14 protein-coding genes, 1 tRNA gene and 6 pseudogenes are annotated in these 16,957 nt (G+C 38.5%); 10 read left to right on the forward strand and 11 right to left on the reverse strand.

Going from position 1 to position 16,957, the window contains the following annotated elements:
- Positions 1–15: 15 nt before the first annotated feature.
- Positions 16–641 (reverse strand): annotated as a pseudogene (locus S3O_RS12935) (methionine ABC transporter permease).
- Positions 622–1,704 (reverse strand): methionine ABC transporter ATP-binding protein, encoded by a 1,083-nt coding sequence (locus tag S3O_RS0100345; protein ID WP_010597060.1) that lies wholly within the window; start codon positions 1,702–1,704, stop codon positions 622–624. Before S3O_RS0100345 ends, S3O_RS12935 begins: the two are co-directional and overlap by 20 nt.
- Positions 1,705–1,836: 132 nt before the next feature.
- On the opposite strand from S3O_RS0100345, the pseudogene S3O_RS20215 reads away from it, so the two are divergent.
- The 3 genes and pseudogenes from S3O_RS20215 to S3O_RS0100360 form a co-directional block, all read left to right on the forward strand.
- Positions 1,837–1,953, forward strand: a pseudogene (locus S3O_RS20215) (NrdR family transcriptional regulator); the annotation flags it as partial.
- Between the two features lie 12 nt (positions 1,954–1,965).
- On the forward strand, positions 1,966–2,124 hold the full coding sequence (locus S3O_RS17635; protein WP_192805835.1) for a hypothetical protein: 159 nt from the start codon (positions 1,966–1,968) through the stop codon (positions 2,122–2,124).
- 262 nt (positions 2,125–2,386) lie between these two features.
- Positions 2,387–2,713, forward strand: a complete 327-nt coding sequence (locus S3O_RS0100360; protein ID WP_010597061.1) for an NrdR family transcriptional regulator — start codon at positions 2,387–2,389, stop codon at positions 2,711–2,713.
- A gap of 96 nt (positions 2,714–2,809) precedes the next feature.
- Here S3O_RS0100360 and S3O_RS18395 read toward each other — a convergent pair whose 3' ends face one another.
- The 9 genes and pseudogenes from S3O_RS18395 to lolB all read right to left on the reverse strand — a co-directional run.
- The gene (locus S3O_RS18395; RefSeq protein ID WP_235776136.1) at positions 2,810–3,154 is read right to left on the reverse strand and encodes a formamidopyrimidine-DNA glycosylase; all 345 of its coding nucleotides are present in this window, start codon (positions 3,152–3,154) and stop codon (positions 2,810–2,812) included.
- A 25-nt stretch (positions 3,155–3,179) separates the two neighbouring features.
- Positions 3,180–3,632, reverse strand: coding sequence for a DNA-formamidopyrimidine glycosylase family protein (locus tag S3O_RS18400; RefSeq protein WP_010597063.1), 453 nt, complete (start codon positions 3,630–3,632; stop codon positions 3,180–3,182).
- 3 nt (positions 3,633–3,635) lie between these two features.
- Entirely contained in the window at positions 3,636–4,727 is a 1,092-nt protein-coding gene (gene ychF / locus S3O_RS0100370; RefSeq protein ID WP_010597064.1) for a redox-regulated ATPase YchF, read from the reverse strand.
- A gap of 109 nt (positions 4,728–4,836) precedes the next feature.
- Positions 4,837–5,420, reverse strand: a pseudogene (gene pth, locus S3O_RS12945) (aminoacyl-tRNA hydrolase).
- Positions 5,421–5,437: 17 nt separating this feature from the next.
- Positions 5,438–6,085: a 50S ribosomal protein L25/general stress protein Ctc gene (locus tag S3O_RS0100380; protein ID WP_010597066.1), complete on the reverse strand. Its 648-nt coding sequence runs from the start codon at positions 6,083–6,085 to the stop codon at positions 5,438–5,440.
- Between the two features lie 205 nt (positions 6,086–6,290).
- Positions 6,291–7,148 (reverse strand): ribose-phosphate pyrophosphokinase, encoded by an 858-nt coding sequence (locus S3O_RS0100385; protein ID WP_235776176.1) that lies wholly within the window; start codon positions 7,146–7,148, stop codon positions 6,291–6,293.
- A 76-nt stretch (positions 7,149–7,224) separates the two neighbouring features.
- Positions 7,225–7,299 (reverse strand) — tRNA-Gln (locus tag S3O_RS0100390).
- A 28-nt stretch (positions 7,300–7,327) separates the two neighbouring features.
- Positions 7,328–8,215: a 4-(cytidine 5'-diphospho)-2-C-methyl-D-erythritol kinase gene (gene ispE / locus S3O_RS10260; protein ID WP_010597068.1), complete on the reverse strand. Its 888-nt coding sequence runs from the start codon at positions 8,213–8,215 to the stop codon at positions 7,328–7,330.
- A gap of 8 nt (positions 8,216–8,223) precedes the next feature.
- Positions 8,224–8,802: pseudogene (gene lolB, locus S3O_RS20220) on the reverse strand (lipoprotein insertase outer membrane protein LolB); the annotation flags it as partial.
- A gap of 195 nt (positions 8,803–8,997) precedes the next feature.
- Here lolB and S3O_RS19970 point away from each other — a divergent pair.
- The 7 genes and pseudogenes from S3O_RS19970 to S3O_RS0100440 all read left to right on the forward strand — a co-directional run bounded on the left by S3O_RS19970 (position 8,998) and on the right by S3O_RS0100440 (position 16,906).
- Positions 8,998–9,255: an RNA methyltransferase PUA domain-containing protein gene (locus S3O_RS19970; RefSeq protein WP_010597069.1), complete on the forward strand. Its 258-nt coding sequence runs from the start codon at positions 8,998–9,000 to the stop codon at positions 9,253–9,255.
- Positions 9,234–9,660 (forward strand): annotated as a pseudogene (locus S3O_RS19975) (RsmE family RNA methyltransferase); the annotation flags it as partial. The gene S3O_RS19970 and the pseudogene S3O_RS19975, both read left to right, overlap by 22 nt.
- A 120-nt stretch (positions 9,661–9,780) precedes the next feature.
- Positions 9,781–12,023: pseudogene (rnr, locus tag S3O_RS12955) on the forward strand (ribonuclease R).
- Between the two features lie 648 nt (positions 12,024–12,671).
- Positions 12,672–13,169 (forward strand): class I SAM-dependent methyltransferase, encoded by a 498-nt coding sequence (locus S3O_RS0100425; RefSeq protein ID WP_010597072.1) that lies wholly within the window; start codon positions 12,672–12,674, stop codon positions 13,167–13,169.
- 17 nt (positions 13,170–13,186) lie between these two features.
- Positions 13,187–13,339, forward strand: a complete 153-nt coding sequence (locus S3O_RS16875; protein WP_156792657.1) for a hypothetical protein — start codon at positions 13,187–13,189, stop codon at positions 13,337–13,339.
- Positions 13,336–15,861, forward strand: coding sequence for an HAD-IA family hydrolase (locus S3O_RS0100435; protein ID WP_010597073.1), 2,526 nt, complete (start codon positions 13,336–13,338; stop codon positions 15,859–15,861). The genes S3O_RS16875 and S3O_RS0100435 overlap by 4 nt, the downstream gene beginning before the upstream one ends.
- Before the next feature lie 604 nt (positions 15,862–16,465).
- A complete protein-coding gene (locus S3O_RS0100440; protein ID WP_156792658.1) occupies positions 16,466–16,906 on the forward strand; it encodes a glycosyltransferase in 441 nt (146 codons plus the stop codon).
- Positions 16,907–16,957: the final 51 nt, after the last annotated feature.

The following is a 16,957-nucleotide window of genomic DNA, read 5'->3' on the forward strand; positions in this document are numbered from 1 at the left end:
AATTACGCATCATTATTAATGACGGAACAAACACTGCGTGATCGTATCACCGATGTGCTGAATTAACTGAACTAAAAGAATCAATATCAATAGAGTGACTAGCATCACTTGAAAATCAAAGCGTTGATAGCCATAACGAATTGCTAGATCCCCTAAGCCGCCACCACCGACCGTCCCGGCCATCGCCGAATAGCCAACTAAGTTAACAAAAGTCAAAGTGAGGCTCTGTATCATACTGGCCCTTGCCTCTGGGAGCAAAATAAAAATTAAGATTTGCCACGGGGAAGCGCCCAGGGCTTCTCCAGTCTCTAAAAGTCCTAAGGGTAATGCCTGTAAAATTACTTTCAACGAGACGTCCAAAAAAAGGGATAGCCGCGAGCGTCAGAGGAACTATCGCGGCTTGCGTTCCAATCGATGTGCCGGTTAAACATTAAAGTAATAAACGGAATCGAGCGTGTGATATTAATGAGTAAACTTAAGCTTCGATGGGCATAAGGATGTAACCAGAGTGGTTTTTTATCCGTAGCAAAGCACAAGACGCCCAAGGGGAGTCCCAATAAACAAGCAAAGGAACCGGCAACCAGGACCATCCACAGGGTTTCTTCGGTTGCACTGATTAATTCAGACAGAGGCAGCAACATAACCAATAATCTCCACAAAAAGACCTTTTTCAAGCAAATAATCGATACCACGTTGTAAGGCTTGTTGAGAGCCAATCACTTCAGCCACAAAAATACCAACGGGTAGTTCATTAAGCGACTCAATGTTTGCTTGTAAGATATTGAGTATGAGCCCAATATGACACATTAAATGGGCAATTAAAGGTTCTGAGGCGGCACTGCCTCGAAAAAAGATTCGTAACACTGCATGATAACCTGGGCGTGCCTCGGCAACGAGACGCGCTTGTAACAGGGGAGGTAAGGCTTTTTCTAAGTCAAAATGGACCCATTTTTTAGCAATAGGGGTTTGTGGCGTCATAAAAAAATCCGCCACCGGTGCTTGTTCGATAATCTGGCCTTTATCTAATAAAGCGACACGATGACACAATCCTTTGACCACTTCCATTTCATGAGTAATTAAAACAATGGTTAAGTTAAGGCGGGTATTAATTGTTTTAAGCAATTGTATAATCGTTTGGGTCGTTTGTGGGTCCAGAGCCGAAGTAGCTTCATCACAGAGTAAAATTTTAGGTTCACACGCTAGGGCACGCGCAATGGCAACACGTTGTTTTTGTCCGCCGCTTAATTCCGTGGGGTAATGTTGAGGTTTATCTTGTAACCCAGTGAGCTCAAGTAAGGAGCGTACTTTACCTTCAATCTCTTTTTTAGAGCATTTGGATAATTGTAACGTTAAAGCGATATTTTCATACACCGTTTTTGCATTGAGTAAGTTAAAGTGCTGAAAAATCATGCCTATTTTTTGTCGAAGTTGGCGTAGTTGTTGTTTATTCAGGGATAATAACGCTTGCCCATCCACCCAAACCGCGCCTCGAGTTGGTTTTTCTAATAAGTTAATACAACGAAGCAGGGTGCTTTTTCCGGCACCACTTTGACCCAAGATACCAAAGATTTCTCCTTGGTTCACATGCAAATTAATATCCTGTAGAACCGGTAGCGAGATAGGCCTCGAAGGATAAATTTTTTCAACAGCAATCAGGTTTATCATGGTCGGTGAGTTTGTCAAAGATTTACCAGAGGTTAACATACTTCATTTAACTCGTAGGTACCATATCTAGAGCCTATAAAAGTGGACGGCTACTTGATATTGATTTTTATTCAAATTGATAAAATTTTTTGCTAGCTTTTATCAATCTAAGACAATAAATATAAGGAATATATGAAGTGTCCTAACACCAAATGTGGCCGGAAAATACAAGTATCTGACTCCAGGGAAAAAAATAACGGTTATATCGTTAAGCGTCGGAGACGCTGTCATCACTGCAATCAAACATGGACTACTTGTGAAATGATTCAAAGCGAGCACAGTTTGCCGACAGGTCTTTTGTCTTCTCAACGAAATTTAACTCCTCATGAAGTGTATAATGAAATTATTCGTTTACTCGGTTTGTTGTCGAAATCAATGGGTTTAGTGAAAAACAATATTAACTTAGATAGTGGCCGATAACTGGATTTATCTGATGGATCATTTACTTAAAATTTAATTTTTATTAAAAAAGGGAATAGCGATTAAGGAAACAAGCAATTTAACTATCGTTTTATCTTATAGTTAAAAATATTTATTTATTAAATATATTAAAAAATATTTAAATCAACTTTTTGACAGATTACCTTTAGTTGCTGTATTTTTTACCTTAGAACAATTACAGCCATATGGCTCCCTGTTATATTTATATTTAAAACAATAAGCTGCTAAGGGAAACTTGCTCATGAAATGTTTTTTTTGCGGCCATTCTAAGACGATTGTATTAAACTCGCGCGGAAGGGAAGATTTTTCAAAAATAGTGCGCCGACGTTGTTGTCCAAAGTGTCAAAAACGTGCTACGACATTTGAAGTGATGTCCGATCATAAAAATAAAAAAAATATTACCTTAATTGCTCATTATGACTGTATTTTACAGCAATTACATTCATTAGAGAAATCGATTCAAAAATTACATAACGTTTTTTTAGCTAAACTGCTTAAATTGTTATTTGAAAATTTTTTTATTGATTTTTATATAAATATTTTATTATTCATGGATGATTATTTTTAATAAAAATTTTGCTATTGGCGCCCGATTTGCTATTGGCGCCCGACTTTCTAATTAAAAAATAATATAATCCTCAGTGTAAAAATTAATATTTTTTATTTATTCGGATTTTACTTGGCAAACCTGACAATACACGGTCGTTCGTTGACAAAGTGAAAGTACGTTTAATGGCTTTTGACATCGTTGACAAGGTTGTCCGGATCGCCCATAAACTTGGAGGGACTGTTTAAAGTAACCGGGTTTTCCTTGTGTATTGAGAAAATCTTTGAGTGTCGTTCCCCCTTGAGCAATGGCACGACGTAAAATTTGTTTAATTGCAGAAACTAACTGTGAGAGTGATGAAGATGAAAGCGCATTCGCAGGAGTCAAAGGATGAATTCTCGCCATAAAAAGTGCTTCAGTAATATAAATATTACCGACGCCCACTACAATTTGTTGATCCATCAGCGCCGCTTTAATCGCCAATTTTTTACGAGCTAATTTTTCTTAAATAATGCGTATTAAAATGCCTGCTTAAAGGCTCAATACCTAATTTAATTAACAAAGGATGGCAGGATGGGTCAGAGTCTGTCCACAATAAGGCGCCGAATCGTCGTGGGTCCGTAAAGCGTAAAATGAAATGATTTTTAAAGAGAATATCCATATGATCGTGTCGACCGGCTGGTAAGGGGGGCTTTAAAATAGCGAGTCGACCTGACATCCCTAAATGAAGAATCAAGGTGCCCGTATATGTGGTAAACAGCAGATATTTACCACGTCGCTGTAGGGTATGAAAAGTCTGCCCAGACAATTGTTGTAAGGATTCTTTAGGAATCGGCCAACGTAATCGCGGACTACGAATCAATACCTCTTGAATACGTTCTTCTTGAATAAAAGGACGGACACCGCGTAGCGTTGTTTCGACTTCCGGTAATTCAGGCATAGTTTAAACATTAAACAAAAAGTGAATCACATCCCCATCCGTGACGACATATAACTTTCCTTCCAAGCGCCATTTCCCAGCTTCTTTAGCACCTTGCTCACCCTGATATTGAATAAAATCCGAATATCCAATGACTTCTGCACGAATGAAACCTTTCTCAAAGTCACTATGAATCCGGCCAGCGGCTTGTGGTGCTGTCGCCCCTTTTTGAATGGTCCATGCTCGGATTTCTTTTACACCGGCAGTAAAAAAAGTTTGTAAATTTAATAAGGCATAACCCGCACAAATCAGACGATGTAATCCTGTTTCTTTTAAACCGAGTTCTTGTAAAAAAGTAATCCGTTCTTCATCGCTAAAAGCGAGACAGTCTTCTTCTAGTTTTGCGCAGAGTGCAACAACCGGGGCATTGTGTTGTTGTGCAAACGTTTCTACCGCTTCCAATAGTGGGTTATTCGTAAAACCACGTTCATCGACATTGGCAATATAAAGCACTTCTTTTAGGGTTAAGAAATGATATGGAGCTAATAAGAGACGTTCCTCAGCATTTAAGTTCAAATCACGGAGTAACGCGCCTTCATTGAGTTGCGGAATTAAAGTACTCAATAAAGTCTTTGTAGCCAGCGCATTGGGATCAACTTCTTTTTTATTACGATTTAAGCGTATTAACGCTTTTTCAGCCGTTTCTAAATCCGTTAAAGCGAGTTCAGTATGAATGGTTTGGATATCTGCAACGGGATTGACTTTTCCCGAGACATGAACCACGTCCTCATCTTCAAAACAACGGACGACATGAGCAATCGCATCGACTTCGCGAATGTGTGCTAGAAATTGATTGCCCAGACCTTCGCCTTTTGCTGCACCCGCCACTAAGCCCGCAATATCAACAAATTCCATACTGGTCGGGATAATCTTCTGTGGTTTAACAATTTGTGCAAGTTCCGCTAAGCGTGGATCAGGAACGGGTACAACACCGACATTCGGTTCAATTGTGCAGAAAGGATAATTGGCTGCGGCAATGCCCGCTTGCGTCAGCGCATTAAAAAGCGTTGATTTACCTACATTCGGAAGCCCCACAATGCCACATTTAAAGCCCATAATCTCATTCCACCGTTTTTGTTTTAGCGTGCCAACTTTAAAAAGAGTACTCTTTTTAAAAGTCACCTGTGATTGTTAATTTATTATATTAAATAAATGCATAAAAAAGCTAAATTCCTTGATTGTTTTCAGAATGCAGTTGTTGCATTGCTTTGTCCGTTTGTCCAACTAAAAAAAGAGGAAACGTTGCAAGTGCATTGTCGATGGCCATCTCGATTTTTGTTGATCATTCTGTGAAGGGTGACCTAATACATAATCGTGAACCCGATCACGATGACCAGGATGACCAATACCAATCCGTAGCCGCCAAAAATCTGCACTCCCTAACTCTGCGACGACACTTTTTAGACCATTATGCCCACCGTGCCCACCACTCCATTTAAAACGTGCGACTCCGGTGCAAAGGTCGAGATCATCATGGACGACTAAAATTGCTTCTGGGGGGATTCGGTAAAAACGAGCCAGTGCTGCTAAAGCACGTCCCGAATGATTCATATACGTGGTGGGCACCAATAGCCAACAACCGGCGACTTTGCCCACATAACCCTGAAATTTAGCTTCAGGGTTCAGGGGTAACGTTGACTGTTGTGCGAGGGACTCAACCAACCAGGCGCCTGCATTATGTCGAGTTTTAGTATATTCCTTTCCCGGGTTAGCTAAACCGACGATCAACCGAATAGGACAAGTCGCCATGATTTCCCTGTTAACAATTAGTTTTTATCTTTATCACCTGCTGGCGCATCCTTGACATTAATGGCAGGTACTTCCGCAGACTCCGGTACTGTGGTTTCACTTTCCGTTGCGGCGCGTGGCAGATGAATATTGACCACCGGCAAATCATCATCGTGACTTAATGCGAGTAATTCCAACCCTTCAATGGCCTCATCAAGACCAAGACGTGAAACATCCACTTCAATGTATTCGGGGAGGGCATCCGGCAAACAGCGCACTTCAACGCTATTAAGCAGATGGGCTAATACGCCACCGGCTTCTTTAACACCCGGAGCAACGTTTTCACCTTTAAAATGCAACGGAACAGACATGGTAATTTTTTCTTTCGCGGTCACCCGTAATAAATCCATGTGTAGAATACGTGGTTTAAAGGCATGGCGTTGTAAATCTTTTAAAACCGCTTTTTGTGCTTGGCCATCTACGGTGATGGTCAAAATATGCGAATAAAATGCTTCATTTTCAAGCGCCTTAAGAACTTGATTATGACTGAGTGTGATAGCTAAAGGAGGCTCTCCGGCACCGTAAAGAATCGCTGGAATTTGATTCTCAAGTCGGCGGAGACGGCGGCTCGCACGCGTCCCAAAGGCCTTTCGTGTTTGGGCAGTTAATTCAAATGAACTGGACATCAGTTTTTCCTCAATAAAATCAATAATGACCCCGCGACCAGGGCAGGGGCGTATTCTACGTTTATTTTCTTGAAAAGACTAGGCGCTTGCGAGTAAAAAAGGCTTAATATGCATTCATCCAGGTGCTTTAAGTGAGTCAATACCGATTTTCCGTACCTGGGTTGTGCCTTGTCTGGAAAATCGGTATTTCTTTTAAGAGGGAGGGTTAATCAACAAACATCGAACTAACCGACTCTTCGCTGTTAATACGACAGATAGTTTTCGCTAACATTTGACCTAAACTCAGGACACGAATTTTTTTACAATGCTGCGCATCGGGGTGTAGGGGAATGGTGTCGGTGACCACTAATTCGTGAATACTTTGTTTTAATGACTGAGCCGCCAAACATAGTGTCCCACCGGTATCAACAAGATCGTCGACTAATAAGCAGTTACGCTGATTGACATCACCAATGACATGCATGACTTCGGTTTTATTTGGACCTGTACGACGTTTATCAATAATCGCAATATCGGCATCATTCAGTCGTTTTGCGATGGCGCGCGCACGGACCACACCGCCCACATCGGGTGAAACCACCATCAATGGATCGTCTTGTTGGCAAAGTCTTTGTGTACCAATATCGATCAGAATTTCGGGCGTCGCGTATACATTATCAACCGGAATATCAAAAAAGCCTTGAATTTGGTCGGCATGCAAGTCAACCGTTAGTACACGGCTAATACCCACCGCAGTCATCATATCGGCCACTACCCGGGCAGTGATAGGCACTCGAGCTGAGCGAATACGTCGATCTTGGCGTCCGTAACCAAAATAAGGAACGACTGCGGTGATTCGTTTTGCCGAAGCGCGTCGCAAGGCATCCGCAATAATGACCAACTCCATGAGATGATGATTCACTGGCGGACAAGTGGGTTGGATAATAAATACATTTTCCAATATTTCAACCATGATTTCACCATCACTAAATTGGGCGACAGTGGCTTGGCCGAGTTTCATTTGTAAAGAATCGATTATTTTTTTAGCCAGGACAGGATTGGCATTTCCCGCAAAGATCATCATTCCGGACACAAGTAAACCTCATTGCATGAATTAAATGGAACAATAAAAGAACTTTTTAATTTATAATAAGACGAATTGGCTGGGGTGCTAGGATTCGAACCTAGGAATGCCGAGATCAAAACCCGGTGCCTTACCACTTGGCTACACCCCAATTTTATTTTGTTGGCTGGTTAGTTAAACTAATCAAGCCAGATTTTTGAACAATGCTTTAATTCCTCTTGTAAAGGCGACGTTACTAAACCTTTACAACGAAAACTCGGATATCGAAACTTTACCTGTTCATATAAAGCACTTGCCTGTGCTGGTGTTTCACATTCCGCAAAAACACACGATCCGGTTCCGGACAACCGTGCAAAGGCGTAATGATTTAAAAAATCTATTGCTTGAGCTACTTCTGGGTAGCTTTGGCGAACCAGTTTTTCAAAATCGTTGCGTGTTGCAAACGGTTCATTTAAAAACGTTTGTATTCTGATAGGAGTTGTTCGATATGTCAATCGGGGATGTGAAAAAAGTTTTTTCGTATTGATGGCAACCGACGGAACGAGGACAACAAAATAACGTTTGGGTAAGGTAATTGCTTGCAATTGTTCGCCGATCCCTTCACCCCAACTGGTTTTTCCTTTTAGAAAAATGGGTACATCGGCACCTAACGATAAGGCCAACTCTTGTAAAGTGTTCACGCTAAGATTTAATTTCCATAACACATTTAAAGCCAGAAGGGTTGTAGCGGCGTTCGAACTGCCTCCGCCTAATCCACTGCCAATAGGAATTCTTTTTTTAAGAAGAATATTGACTCCCTGAGTAGGGGTTGCGTAGGGCTGCAATAAGCGTGCCGCCTTGATAACTAAGTTATCTTCCTCGGGCAGAATGATTGGCTGGACAGGTGGCCACAGACCAAGACAACTACAGGTGATCTGTGAGTCAGCACGCGGTGTAAAAATCAGTTCATCATGAAAGTCTATCAGCTGAAAGACCGTTTGTAAGGTATGATAGCCGTCCGCACGTTTTCCGGTTAGATGTAAAAAAAGATTTAATTTTGCAGGAGAAGACCAAGAAAACAAATTCATTGTATTCCTTAAGTTAAATCCCAATTTGTGATCAGTAGCTTGATTTGCCAATGTTGATATGAAAGTAATAAATGATCGGGCAGATCAATTTTTCCACGGTTGGTATAATGTAAATAATTGACTTGCCAGCCAGATTGGCGCAGTTTTAAAAGACGATTATAAGCATCTAAGTTTGCCGTGTATCGGGTTTGTGGGGCCGGTAAGCCGCGTAGCCAATAGCGTAGTTGAGAGACGGGTAAACGTAAACCAAGTTGTTGTTGTAATAATTTTTCAGCAGTCGCCGCTTGATAGTTTTTTTGAGAGGTGATTAAGGAAACGTGTTGAGCATTGCCTTTGAGTAAAAGGCTCGGGGAGCCAAAAGGTCCAAGAAGATGAAATTGATAGTTAGGTTCCGCTTGTTGCCAACTAAACGAAGCATTGACGCCGAGCTTTTGTTTGGAATGAACCGCAAAATTACCGCCCGCTTGCCAATGTTGGAGGTGTTTTAATTGCGCTTTTCGCTCAGACCATGCTAAATAGTGATTAATCGTTTCCGGAGAAGAGGGGGGTTGGGTTGGAAAACCAGCACAACCCGTAAATAAAAAAGGAAAAAGAAGTAAAAAAAGGTTTTACGGTTGGAAAACATGGCTTATCCTTATTAGGCGGATCATGATAAAAAGTCGAAAATATCCTAGACGCTTCGTGCTTTAAGATCGATTCTTTTTGATTAAAAATTGTACCTTAAAGCGAGCATTCTAATAATAAAAACAATTTAACCGCTATTTAAATAGGTCAAACATTCTATGCGCGTTACTCGTTTGTATCAACCACAAACCTTAATTTGTGGGCAAGTGATTGATTTATCGACAGACGCAGCACAGCATCTGATCCGTGTGCTGCGCGGCAAGAAGGATGATCCGCTCATTGTGTTTAATGGACAGGGTGGGGAGTTTCAAGCAAAAATTGTTGCGATAACTAAAAAAAGGTCCAGGTACAAATTGAACAGTATCGAAAGGTCTCACGTGAATCGCCGGTTTCGATTGAATTGGTTCAAAGTCTGATTCGTTCAGAAAAAATGGATTATGTGGTACAAAAGACAGTTGAGCTGGGTGTCACCCAGATTTTTCCTGTGCTCAGTACACGAAGTTTGCTTCGTCTTGCTGTGGAACGACAAGCAAAACGGCAGCAACATTGGCAAGCGATTGCGGTGGCGGCTAGTGAACAGTCCGGGCGCACACAAGTGCCTCGGGTGGCTCGAGTGAATACTTTTGCAGATTTTCTCCACTCAGAAGGGTTTTATATTGACGCCCGGCGCGTCTTGCTCATTGGCGGAACAAATTAAAACATTAAAAAAACCGCTTCACTCAATCCGTGTTTTAGTGGGCCCAGAAGGGGGATGGTCAGAAGAGGAACAAAAAATGGCTCAGCAGGCGGGGTATCAACCGATTCATTTAGGGCCACGTATTTTACGAACAGAAACTGCAGGTATCGTCATTATGGCACTTTTACAAGGATTATTGGGCGACATTGCCGTAAATTTAGTCTAGGATGGAAACCGAATCATTATTGAGAGAGTATCGAACCTTATGGCGAGAAGAACGAAACCGTTACTGGATCCTTTTGCACAACGCGAGGCTGAAAAATATACCAATCCCATTCCGAGCCGGGAGTATATTTTAGATCATCTAAAAAAAATAGGCTGTTTAATTAAACGCGATGAGTTGTGTCAGGCTTTAGGTTTGCACGATCCTGAAGCAGTTGAAGCCTTACGGCGCCGTTTACGCGCGATGGAGCGTGATGGACAAATTGTGTTGACCCGCCGTGAAGGCTATGGCTTACCAAAAAAAATGAATTTAGTGCGGGGGCGGATTATTGGACATCGTGATGGTTTTGGTTTTCTGGTTCCGGATGATGGCAGCGATGATTTATTTTTAAGTACTCGCCAAATGCAGCTCGTATTTCATGGTGACCGCGTCTTAGTACGTGTTGTGGGTATGGATCGACGAAATCGACGTGAAGGAATCATTGCTGAAGTACTTGAACGGAATACGCCTTCGTTAGTAGGACGACTTTTTACTGAAAAAGGGGTTTCTTTTGTGGTTCCGGCGAACACTCGGATTACCCAATCAATATTAGTAAGCCCTGAAGATCAAGCGGGTGCACGGCCAGGACAATTGGTTGTGGTAGAAATAACCAGTTACCCGAGTTTTCATAAACAAGCGATTGGTCACATTACGGAAATTTTAGGGGATCATATGGCCCCTGGTTTAGAAATTGAAGTGGCGATACGTAATTATAATATTCCTCATGTTTGGCCAGACGCCGTACAAAAAGAAATTTATTCTCTTGAAAAAGCGGTTTTAGATACCGCGGATACAACACGTGTTGATCTCACTGAGTTGCCTTTTGTGACGATAGATGGCCAAGATGCGCGGGATTTTGATGATGCGGTTTATTGTGAACGAAATAAAAAACAATGGCGTTTGTTGGTCGCGATTGCGGATGTCAGTCATTATGTTGCATTGAACAGTGCTTTGGATCAAGAAGCACAGAATCGCGGTAATTCTGTGTATTTTCCAAACCATGTCGTACCCATGTTACCGGAAATTCTTTCTAATGAATTGTGTTCACTTAAGCCCGAAGTGGCACGCCATTGTTTAGTTTGTGAAATGCATCTTTCGGCGAAAGGTGAGTTGAAAAAATTTACATTTTATCCGGCTACGATTTATTCACATGCACGATTAGTTTATGAGAAAGTCAGTCAGTGGCTTGAAACGGAAAAGTATCCGGCCGCCTACGCAGCGATATTCCCTCATTTGCAAAATTTACATCACTTTACGAAGTATTAAGAGAAAATCGTGAAAAACGTGGGGCGATTGATTTTGAAACCACTGAAACACGGGTTATTTTTGATAAAGCGCGTAAAATAGAAAAAATTGTCCCCACTGAGCGTACCGTTGCGCATCGTATCATTGAAGAATGTATGTTATTGGCTAACGTTTCGGCTGCGCAATTTTTAATTAAGGCTAAAATACCGAGTTTATTTCGTATTCATGCCGCGCCAACCACAGAAAAGCTAACGGATCTTAGAGCGTTTCTTGCTGAGTTAGGATTACGTCTTCCGGGTAGAAAAATACCTAAGCCCAAAGATTACGCACTCTTTTTAAAATCGATTACAACCCGCGCCGATATCTCTTTAATTCAAACTGTATTACTGCGCTCACTCAGCCAGGCAGTATATAGTCCAGAAAATATCGGCCATTTTGGTTTGGCATTTGATGCGTATACTCATTTCACCTCTCCCATTCGACGTTATCCGGATCTGATTGTCCATCGTGCGATTCGTCACATTTTAGCCAAACAGAAACCGAAAAAATTTAGTTATGATGCGGTCACGATGGCGCGCTTAGGTGAGCATTGTTCGACTACAGAACGGCGTGCCGACGAAGCCACGCGTGAAGTGCTAGATTGGTTAAAATGCGAGTTTATGCGTGAACGAATTGGCGAGCATTTTTCAGGAATTATTACTAATGTAACTGGTTTTGGTTTATTTGTAGAACTAAAAGATATTTATGTCGAAGGACTCGTTCATGTGACGGCCCTACAAAATGATTATTATCAATTTGATCCCAAAAAACATTGTTTAATCGGTGAGCGGACTGGGAAGGTGTATCGTTTAGGCGATCCAATAAAAGTATGCATTGGACGGGTTGATTTAGATCAACGAAAAATTGATTTTGAACTCTGTCAGAACGTCACAACTCAAAAAGTGAAAACGTCTCGAAACCGAAATAAGCATAGAAAGAAAAAAACGAGTCGCAATCGATAAGACAAAGTAAATATCTTTACGAAAAAACGTTTATGTTGGCATCGATACGTCAATCAATGTAATCAGTGTTTTTATATAAATATAAGTCGATGGGTATTATTGCTTAAATTAAATGCCGCAGAATCTGTAATAGTTTTTTGACCGAAAAATTATAATATTTCTGCTCGCGCCCTTCGTTTCTATCATTATTTTTTGTATAATCGGGGAGTTTTTTCAATGACGAATTTCTGTATGTGATTGAATATTATCTATACAGAGTAAAAAAATAACAAATCAGTCAAAATACATATAAATAATGAAAAACGGCGACTAGTTGATTTGATTGAAGATAGAGCGGAGAGCGTTGTCTCGATGTATACAGAGAAAACATCAAAGAAATAGATAGCCGATATTTTTATCAACGACAAGTTGAGTACAATCTGTGATCAAACAAAGACAGAGCGTTTGATCTTGGGTTGCAGAAAAGGTGTGCTGAAAAATTTGTCAGTTGTCGTACCGCTTTATAAACGGCTTTAGATCAATCACGATAATCATGAACCAAAACCCCTGTTATTCAGTGATGGAGTATTTATTTTATAAAAATCAGAGGGATGATTTGTGAAGGATTATCTACAGTGTGCTCAATCATGAAGATAAGGGAGTTTTTTTATGATGCCTAATATTATGCCATACCAAACAGATGATATTTACTTACATAAGCTGATAAATTATAAAGATCTTTTTGAACTCATTTTTAACAATATTAAGCTTGACTCTATTTGTGAAATTGGTATTGAAATAGGTGAGTTTACTTCAATTATTGAAATTTATTTGCAAAAAGGAATTATCAAAGAATATCATGGTGTTGATGTTTGTATCACGCCTACCACGAATAAAATTAGCTCTAATGCCTATTATCATCAGGTCACTTCTTTAGAGTATCTTACTTCGGATATGCACACTGGTCATGATTTCTATTTAATTGATGGTGATCATAACTATTATACGGTGAGTGCTGAATTAGAAAACATCTTTGCTGCTGATTCAGGTAAGAAAATTTGTATTCTACATGATACTAACTGGCCTTGTGCGCGACGTGATTTTTATTACAATCCAGGCCAGATTCCAGAAAAAGCTAAAAAGCCGTTATCATGGGATAAAAGCTGATACGTAATAGTATTAAAATGCAAGAGTTTGGTTTTTATGGCAAAGGAAACATTGCTATTGCTGAAGAAGAAAATACGCCTAGGAATGGCGTGATGACTTCAATTGAAGACTTTATATCAGGGAAAAGAAAAATTTTAAAACCATCTCATTCCCGCAGTTTCTCGGGTTGACAATCCTGTATAATGAAAAACTCTTATCATCAGTAGAAAAAGATTTTTTCTTAGATATTTCAATGCTACTGAATAATAAGTTTATTGCTAATTGTCTATATCAGCTTGAATATAATCGTCTTGATATTTATACGAGGTTGGTGGCTGCTTATCAATTGCACGAATATAAAAATCAGGAAATTTCCAAGCTGGGGCATGAAATAATAACATTAAGACGGAAACTTCAACAAGCTGAGTTACTTTTATTAAAACACAAAAATTCGTTTAATGATAATAGCAGGCAAGAAGAACAAATGGGACCTATATCATCTAATCGATTGATACGACGTTATCTCATCTCCGAATTAGAAAATGTCTATAGAGTCAAGCAGAAGAGAAACATAGGGATTAACTTATGGATGACGAACTTGGTTAACTATGTGAAGCTTAACCACGCTTCTCTTGGTAAAAAATTTGATAAAAATCGCCGTATTAGTCATCTATCTGATTTTGTAGCTAAAACCATTAATTATAAATTGGTTACGCTTGATTTTTTTGATACGTTAGTTATTCGCTCCGTTGAGCCACCTGAACTTGTTAAAGATAAAGTAGCCGAAATGAGTTGCGATATATTGTGTGGATGGCTAAAACGCAATATCAATACGGCCTACTATCATGAACTACGTGCGTTTTATGAAAATAAGCTGCGTGATGAAATGCAGTCTATGTTATTAAAAGATCATGAAACTACACTGCAGTCTATTATAACAAATTTAGTTAGTCATTTCGGGCTTAGTGATGAAATACTGATATCTCGACTGGTGGAAGTAGAAATTCAGCTGGAAATTGATGTTTTGAAAGCGAATAACGGTGCACTGAAACTCTTACGTGCGCTTAAACAAAAAAATAAACGTATCATCGTTGTTTCAGATATGTATCTACCGCGTCATGCGTTAATTAGGATTGCGAAAAATCTTGGGATGGAAGAGTATATTGATGAATTTTATGTCTCGGGAGATATTGGCTATGCCAAATATTCCAGTCGCTTGTTTACTTACGTTGCTGAAACTGAAGGTGTTGCGATCACTGATATAATACATTTGGGTGATAATTTTAACTCAGATTATTTTGTTCCTAATAGAGTCGGTATTTCTTCTTACTGGTTACATCAAACAGCTCATCTGAAGCGACGTTATCTTGCTAATAAAAATAGAGTGAGTAATTTTCAGTCAGCGATTGATAAGCTCATTGAGCAGGCAATACCGGTTAGTTGTGCTAAGCCACACTTGGTTGTAGCCTATTATAAAGTTTTTGCGCCCGTAGTATTTAGTATGGCGTATAAAAATCTCAAGGATAGTATCAAGCTAGGAATTAAAAATTTTTATTTCCTGGCGCGAGAAGGTCTTGCATTAAAAGTTGCCTACGATCTGTTGTTGGCAAACCATCTGGAATTCCAAGGATTGAATATAAACACTAGAGTGCTTTATATAAGTCGTGCTAGTAGCATTTGTGCCCGTTATCAAGGCAAAGAACAATTGGGGGTAATTATTGATACAATTTATGAGCGTTTTGGAGCCCTTAGCTATGACAATCTTCTTAATGCTTGGTTAATTCGTGAAGGTGAATTCGATTATCAACCATTAAAACGGCCAGAAATCAATCAACCTCAAGACATTTATATTTTGTTTAAAAACGAAGCATTTTCTAGTAGCTTTGATCGTTACCAACGTAAGGCTCAAGAAAATTTGTATAAGTATTTACAGCAAGAAGGTGTGTTTGAACAGGCAAGTTTCTTTGTTGATATTGGTTGGCGAGGAACTATCCAAAGTAATATTCAGTTACTTATTTCCGAGTTTGATATATTGGGGGCTTATCTTGGTACCAGTACCACTTATGGTCTCAACAGTATGAAAGGTTACTTGTTTAATGAGTATGATCTACGCACCAATATTATTATTAAATCTGCGCCAATTTTAGAAAAATTACTCTCAGTCAGTAGCGTTAAGTCAACATTGTATTATCAGCGAACTGAAAAAGGTTTTATACCTGTATTTCAGCCTGGTTCAGCAGAGGTTTCAGAATTAGAGATTATACGCGATGACTGTTTTAAACAGTTCGCGCCAATTTTTGAACAATTGACTCGAGATTATTGTTTGTATGCTGATGAAATGATTAATTTTGCAAAAAATAAATTATATTGCTTTGTCACTCGTCCTAATAAATATTTTATTCGCGAAGTTGCAGAGCTAGAATTTGAGTTAGATTGGGGTGATAGTCAAAAATATAAGCTGATTAAACCAATTCAAAAGAGAATGTTGTTAAGAAAGCCGAAGATGTTTTACCGTGATGTCATCTCGTCGCTGTGGATCTTTGCTACACTAAAGGTGAGCGGTCTTGGTATATTGAATTTTCCACTATCTCAGGCGATGTGTCTTGATCCATTCATTATTACGAAACTATCCAGTATTTTTAAAAAATTATACTACCGATTACACGCAAAAATTAATAGCGGTAAAAAAATGATTATTAATAAAAAACTATAATACCTAGTTTCTAAAACATAGTATAATCTAGAAAAAAATAAAAGATATATTCTAATAATCGTTTATTAGTTATAGAAAACAATTTTTAGAAATCTATTAGGGCTATCTTTTTATTAACGATGATAAATTTTATATTTCATTTTTATATCAATTATTTGATAATAAAATAATTGATATTTACTTTTATTTATTTTTAGCTCGTAATATTCGCTGAATAACTCAGAGTTTACATATTAGTAAAATAATGATTAGTCTAGTATAGAGCCTACTTATTATATCTAACTCTAACTTATTGATCCACGGTTTTCTCCTTGAAAAAAATGAAAAATACTTTATTATCCGACTTTTACATCTATTAAAATTAATAGTAGCGCCGATTAGATAGATATTACTTATTTACAAGTTTTACAGTTTACAACTAATAGTCGTTTATCAAATTAATAGGGATGTTAATATTGCTGTTTTTTAGTTGCTTTAAAAAAATATCAAAAATTTATAAAGTATATGTGACATTCAAAAAAGATTTACAGTATTTATATTTTTACGAAAGTTATTTTCTAAATTTAAGATAGGTACTCGTTAATTTTTAGATAAGGAGGTGTTGTTGAAGATAATCTTATTAGGGAATAGTTTATCTACAATGATAAATTTTAGAAAACATTTGATTGATTATCTTGCAGAGAAGAACCACCAGGTTTTTTTGATTGTTCCTATAGATATAATATTACCTAATAATTTATTTAAACGTAATGTATATATTAAAAATATTAACTTTAGTCGATCTATAAAAATTCATAAAGAATGCCAATCAATATTTCAGGCAATAAAATATTTAAAGCAAATTAAGCCAGATATTGTATTTAGTTATTCTTTAAAAATATGTATATTTGCAATGTTAATTGTATGGAAAGCGGTGCTTTGTAATGTTATTACAGGTCTCGGCAGTGCTTTTAAAATAAAAAAATATAGATACTCAACAATAGGTATTTTATATATCATAAAGTTTATTAGAAAATTTTCAAAAAAAACAATTTTTATTTTTTAAATAAAAATGATCTCTCTTTTTTCGTAGAGAAAAAACTGTTTGATAAGGATA

It is taken from the genome of Rickettsiella massiliensis 20B (assembly GCF_000257395.1).
GTDB classification, from domain to species: Bacteria; Pseudomonadota; Gammaproteobacteria; order Diplorickettsiales; family Diplorickettsiaceae; genus Diplorickettsia; species Diplorickettsia massiliensis.

Bases quoted from the DNA above. Each gene is read 5' to 3' on its own strand.
- S3O_RS18395 (WP_235776136.1), bottom strand. From the start codon at position 3,154: ATGGATCAACAAATTGTAGTGGGCGTCGGTAATATTTATATTACTGAA.
- ychF (WP_010597064.1), bottom strand. From the start codon at position 4,727: ATGGGCTTTAAATGTGGCATTGTGGGGCTTCCGAATGTAGGTAAATCA.
- S3O_RS0100425 (WP_010597072.1), top strand. From the start codon at position 12,672: ATGATGCCTAATATTATGCCATACCAAACAGATGATATTTACTTACAT.
- S3O_RS16875 (WP_156792657.1), top strand. From the start codon at position 13,187: ATGCAAGAGTTTGGTTTTTATGGCAAAGGAAACATTGCTATTGCTGAA.
- S3O_RS0100345 (WP_010597060.1), bottom strand. From the start codon at position 1,704: ATGTTAACCTCTGGTAAATCTTTGACAAACTCACCGACCATGATAAAC.
- S3O_RS0100380 (WP_010597066.1), bottom strand. From the start codon at position 6,085: ATGTCCAGTTCATTTGAATTAACTGCCCAAACACGAAAGGCCTTTGGG.
- S3O_RS19970 (WP_010597069.1), top strand. From the start codon at position 8,998: ATGCGCGTTACTCGTTTGTATCAACCACAAACCTTAATTTGTGGGCAA.
- S3O_RS0100385 (WP_235776176.1), bottom strand. From the start codon at position 7,148: ATGATGATCTTTGCGGGAAATGCCAATCCTGTCCTGGCTAAAAAAATA.
- S3O_RS17635 (WP_192805835.1), top strand. From the start codon at position 1,966: ATGATTCAAAGCGAGCACAGTTTGCCGACAGGTCTTTTGTCTTCTCAA.
- S3O_RS18400 (WP_010597063.1), bottom strand. From the start codon at position 3,632: ATGCCTGAATTACCGGAAGTCGAAACAACGCTACGCGGTGTCCGTCCT.
- S3O_RS0100360 (WP_010597061.1), top strand. From the start codon at position 2,387: ATGAAATGTTTTTTTTGCGGCCATTCTAAGACGATTGTATTAAACTCG.
- ispE (WP_010597068.1), bottom strand. From the start codon at position 8,215: ATGAATTTGTTTTCTTGGTCTTCTCCTGCAAAATTAAATCTTTTTTTA.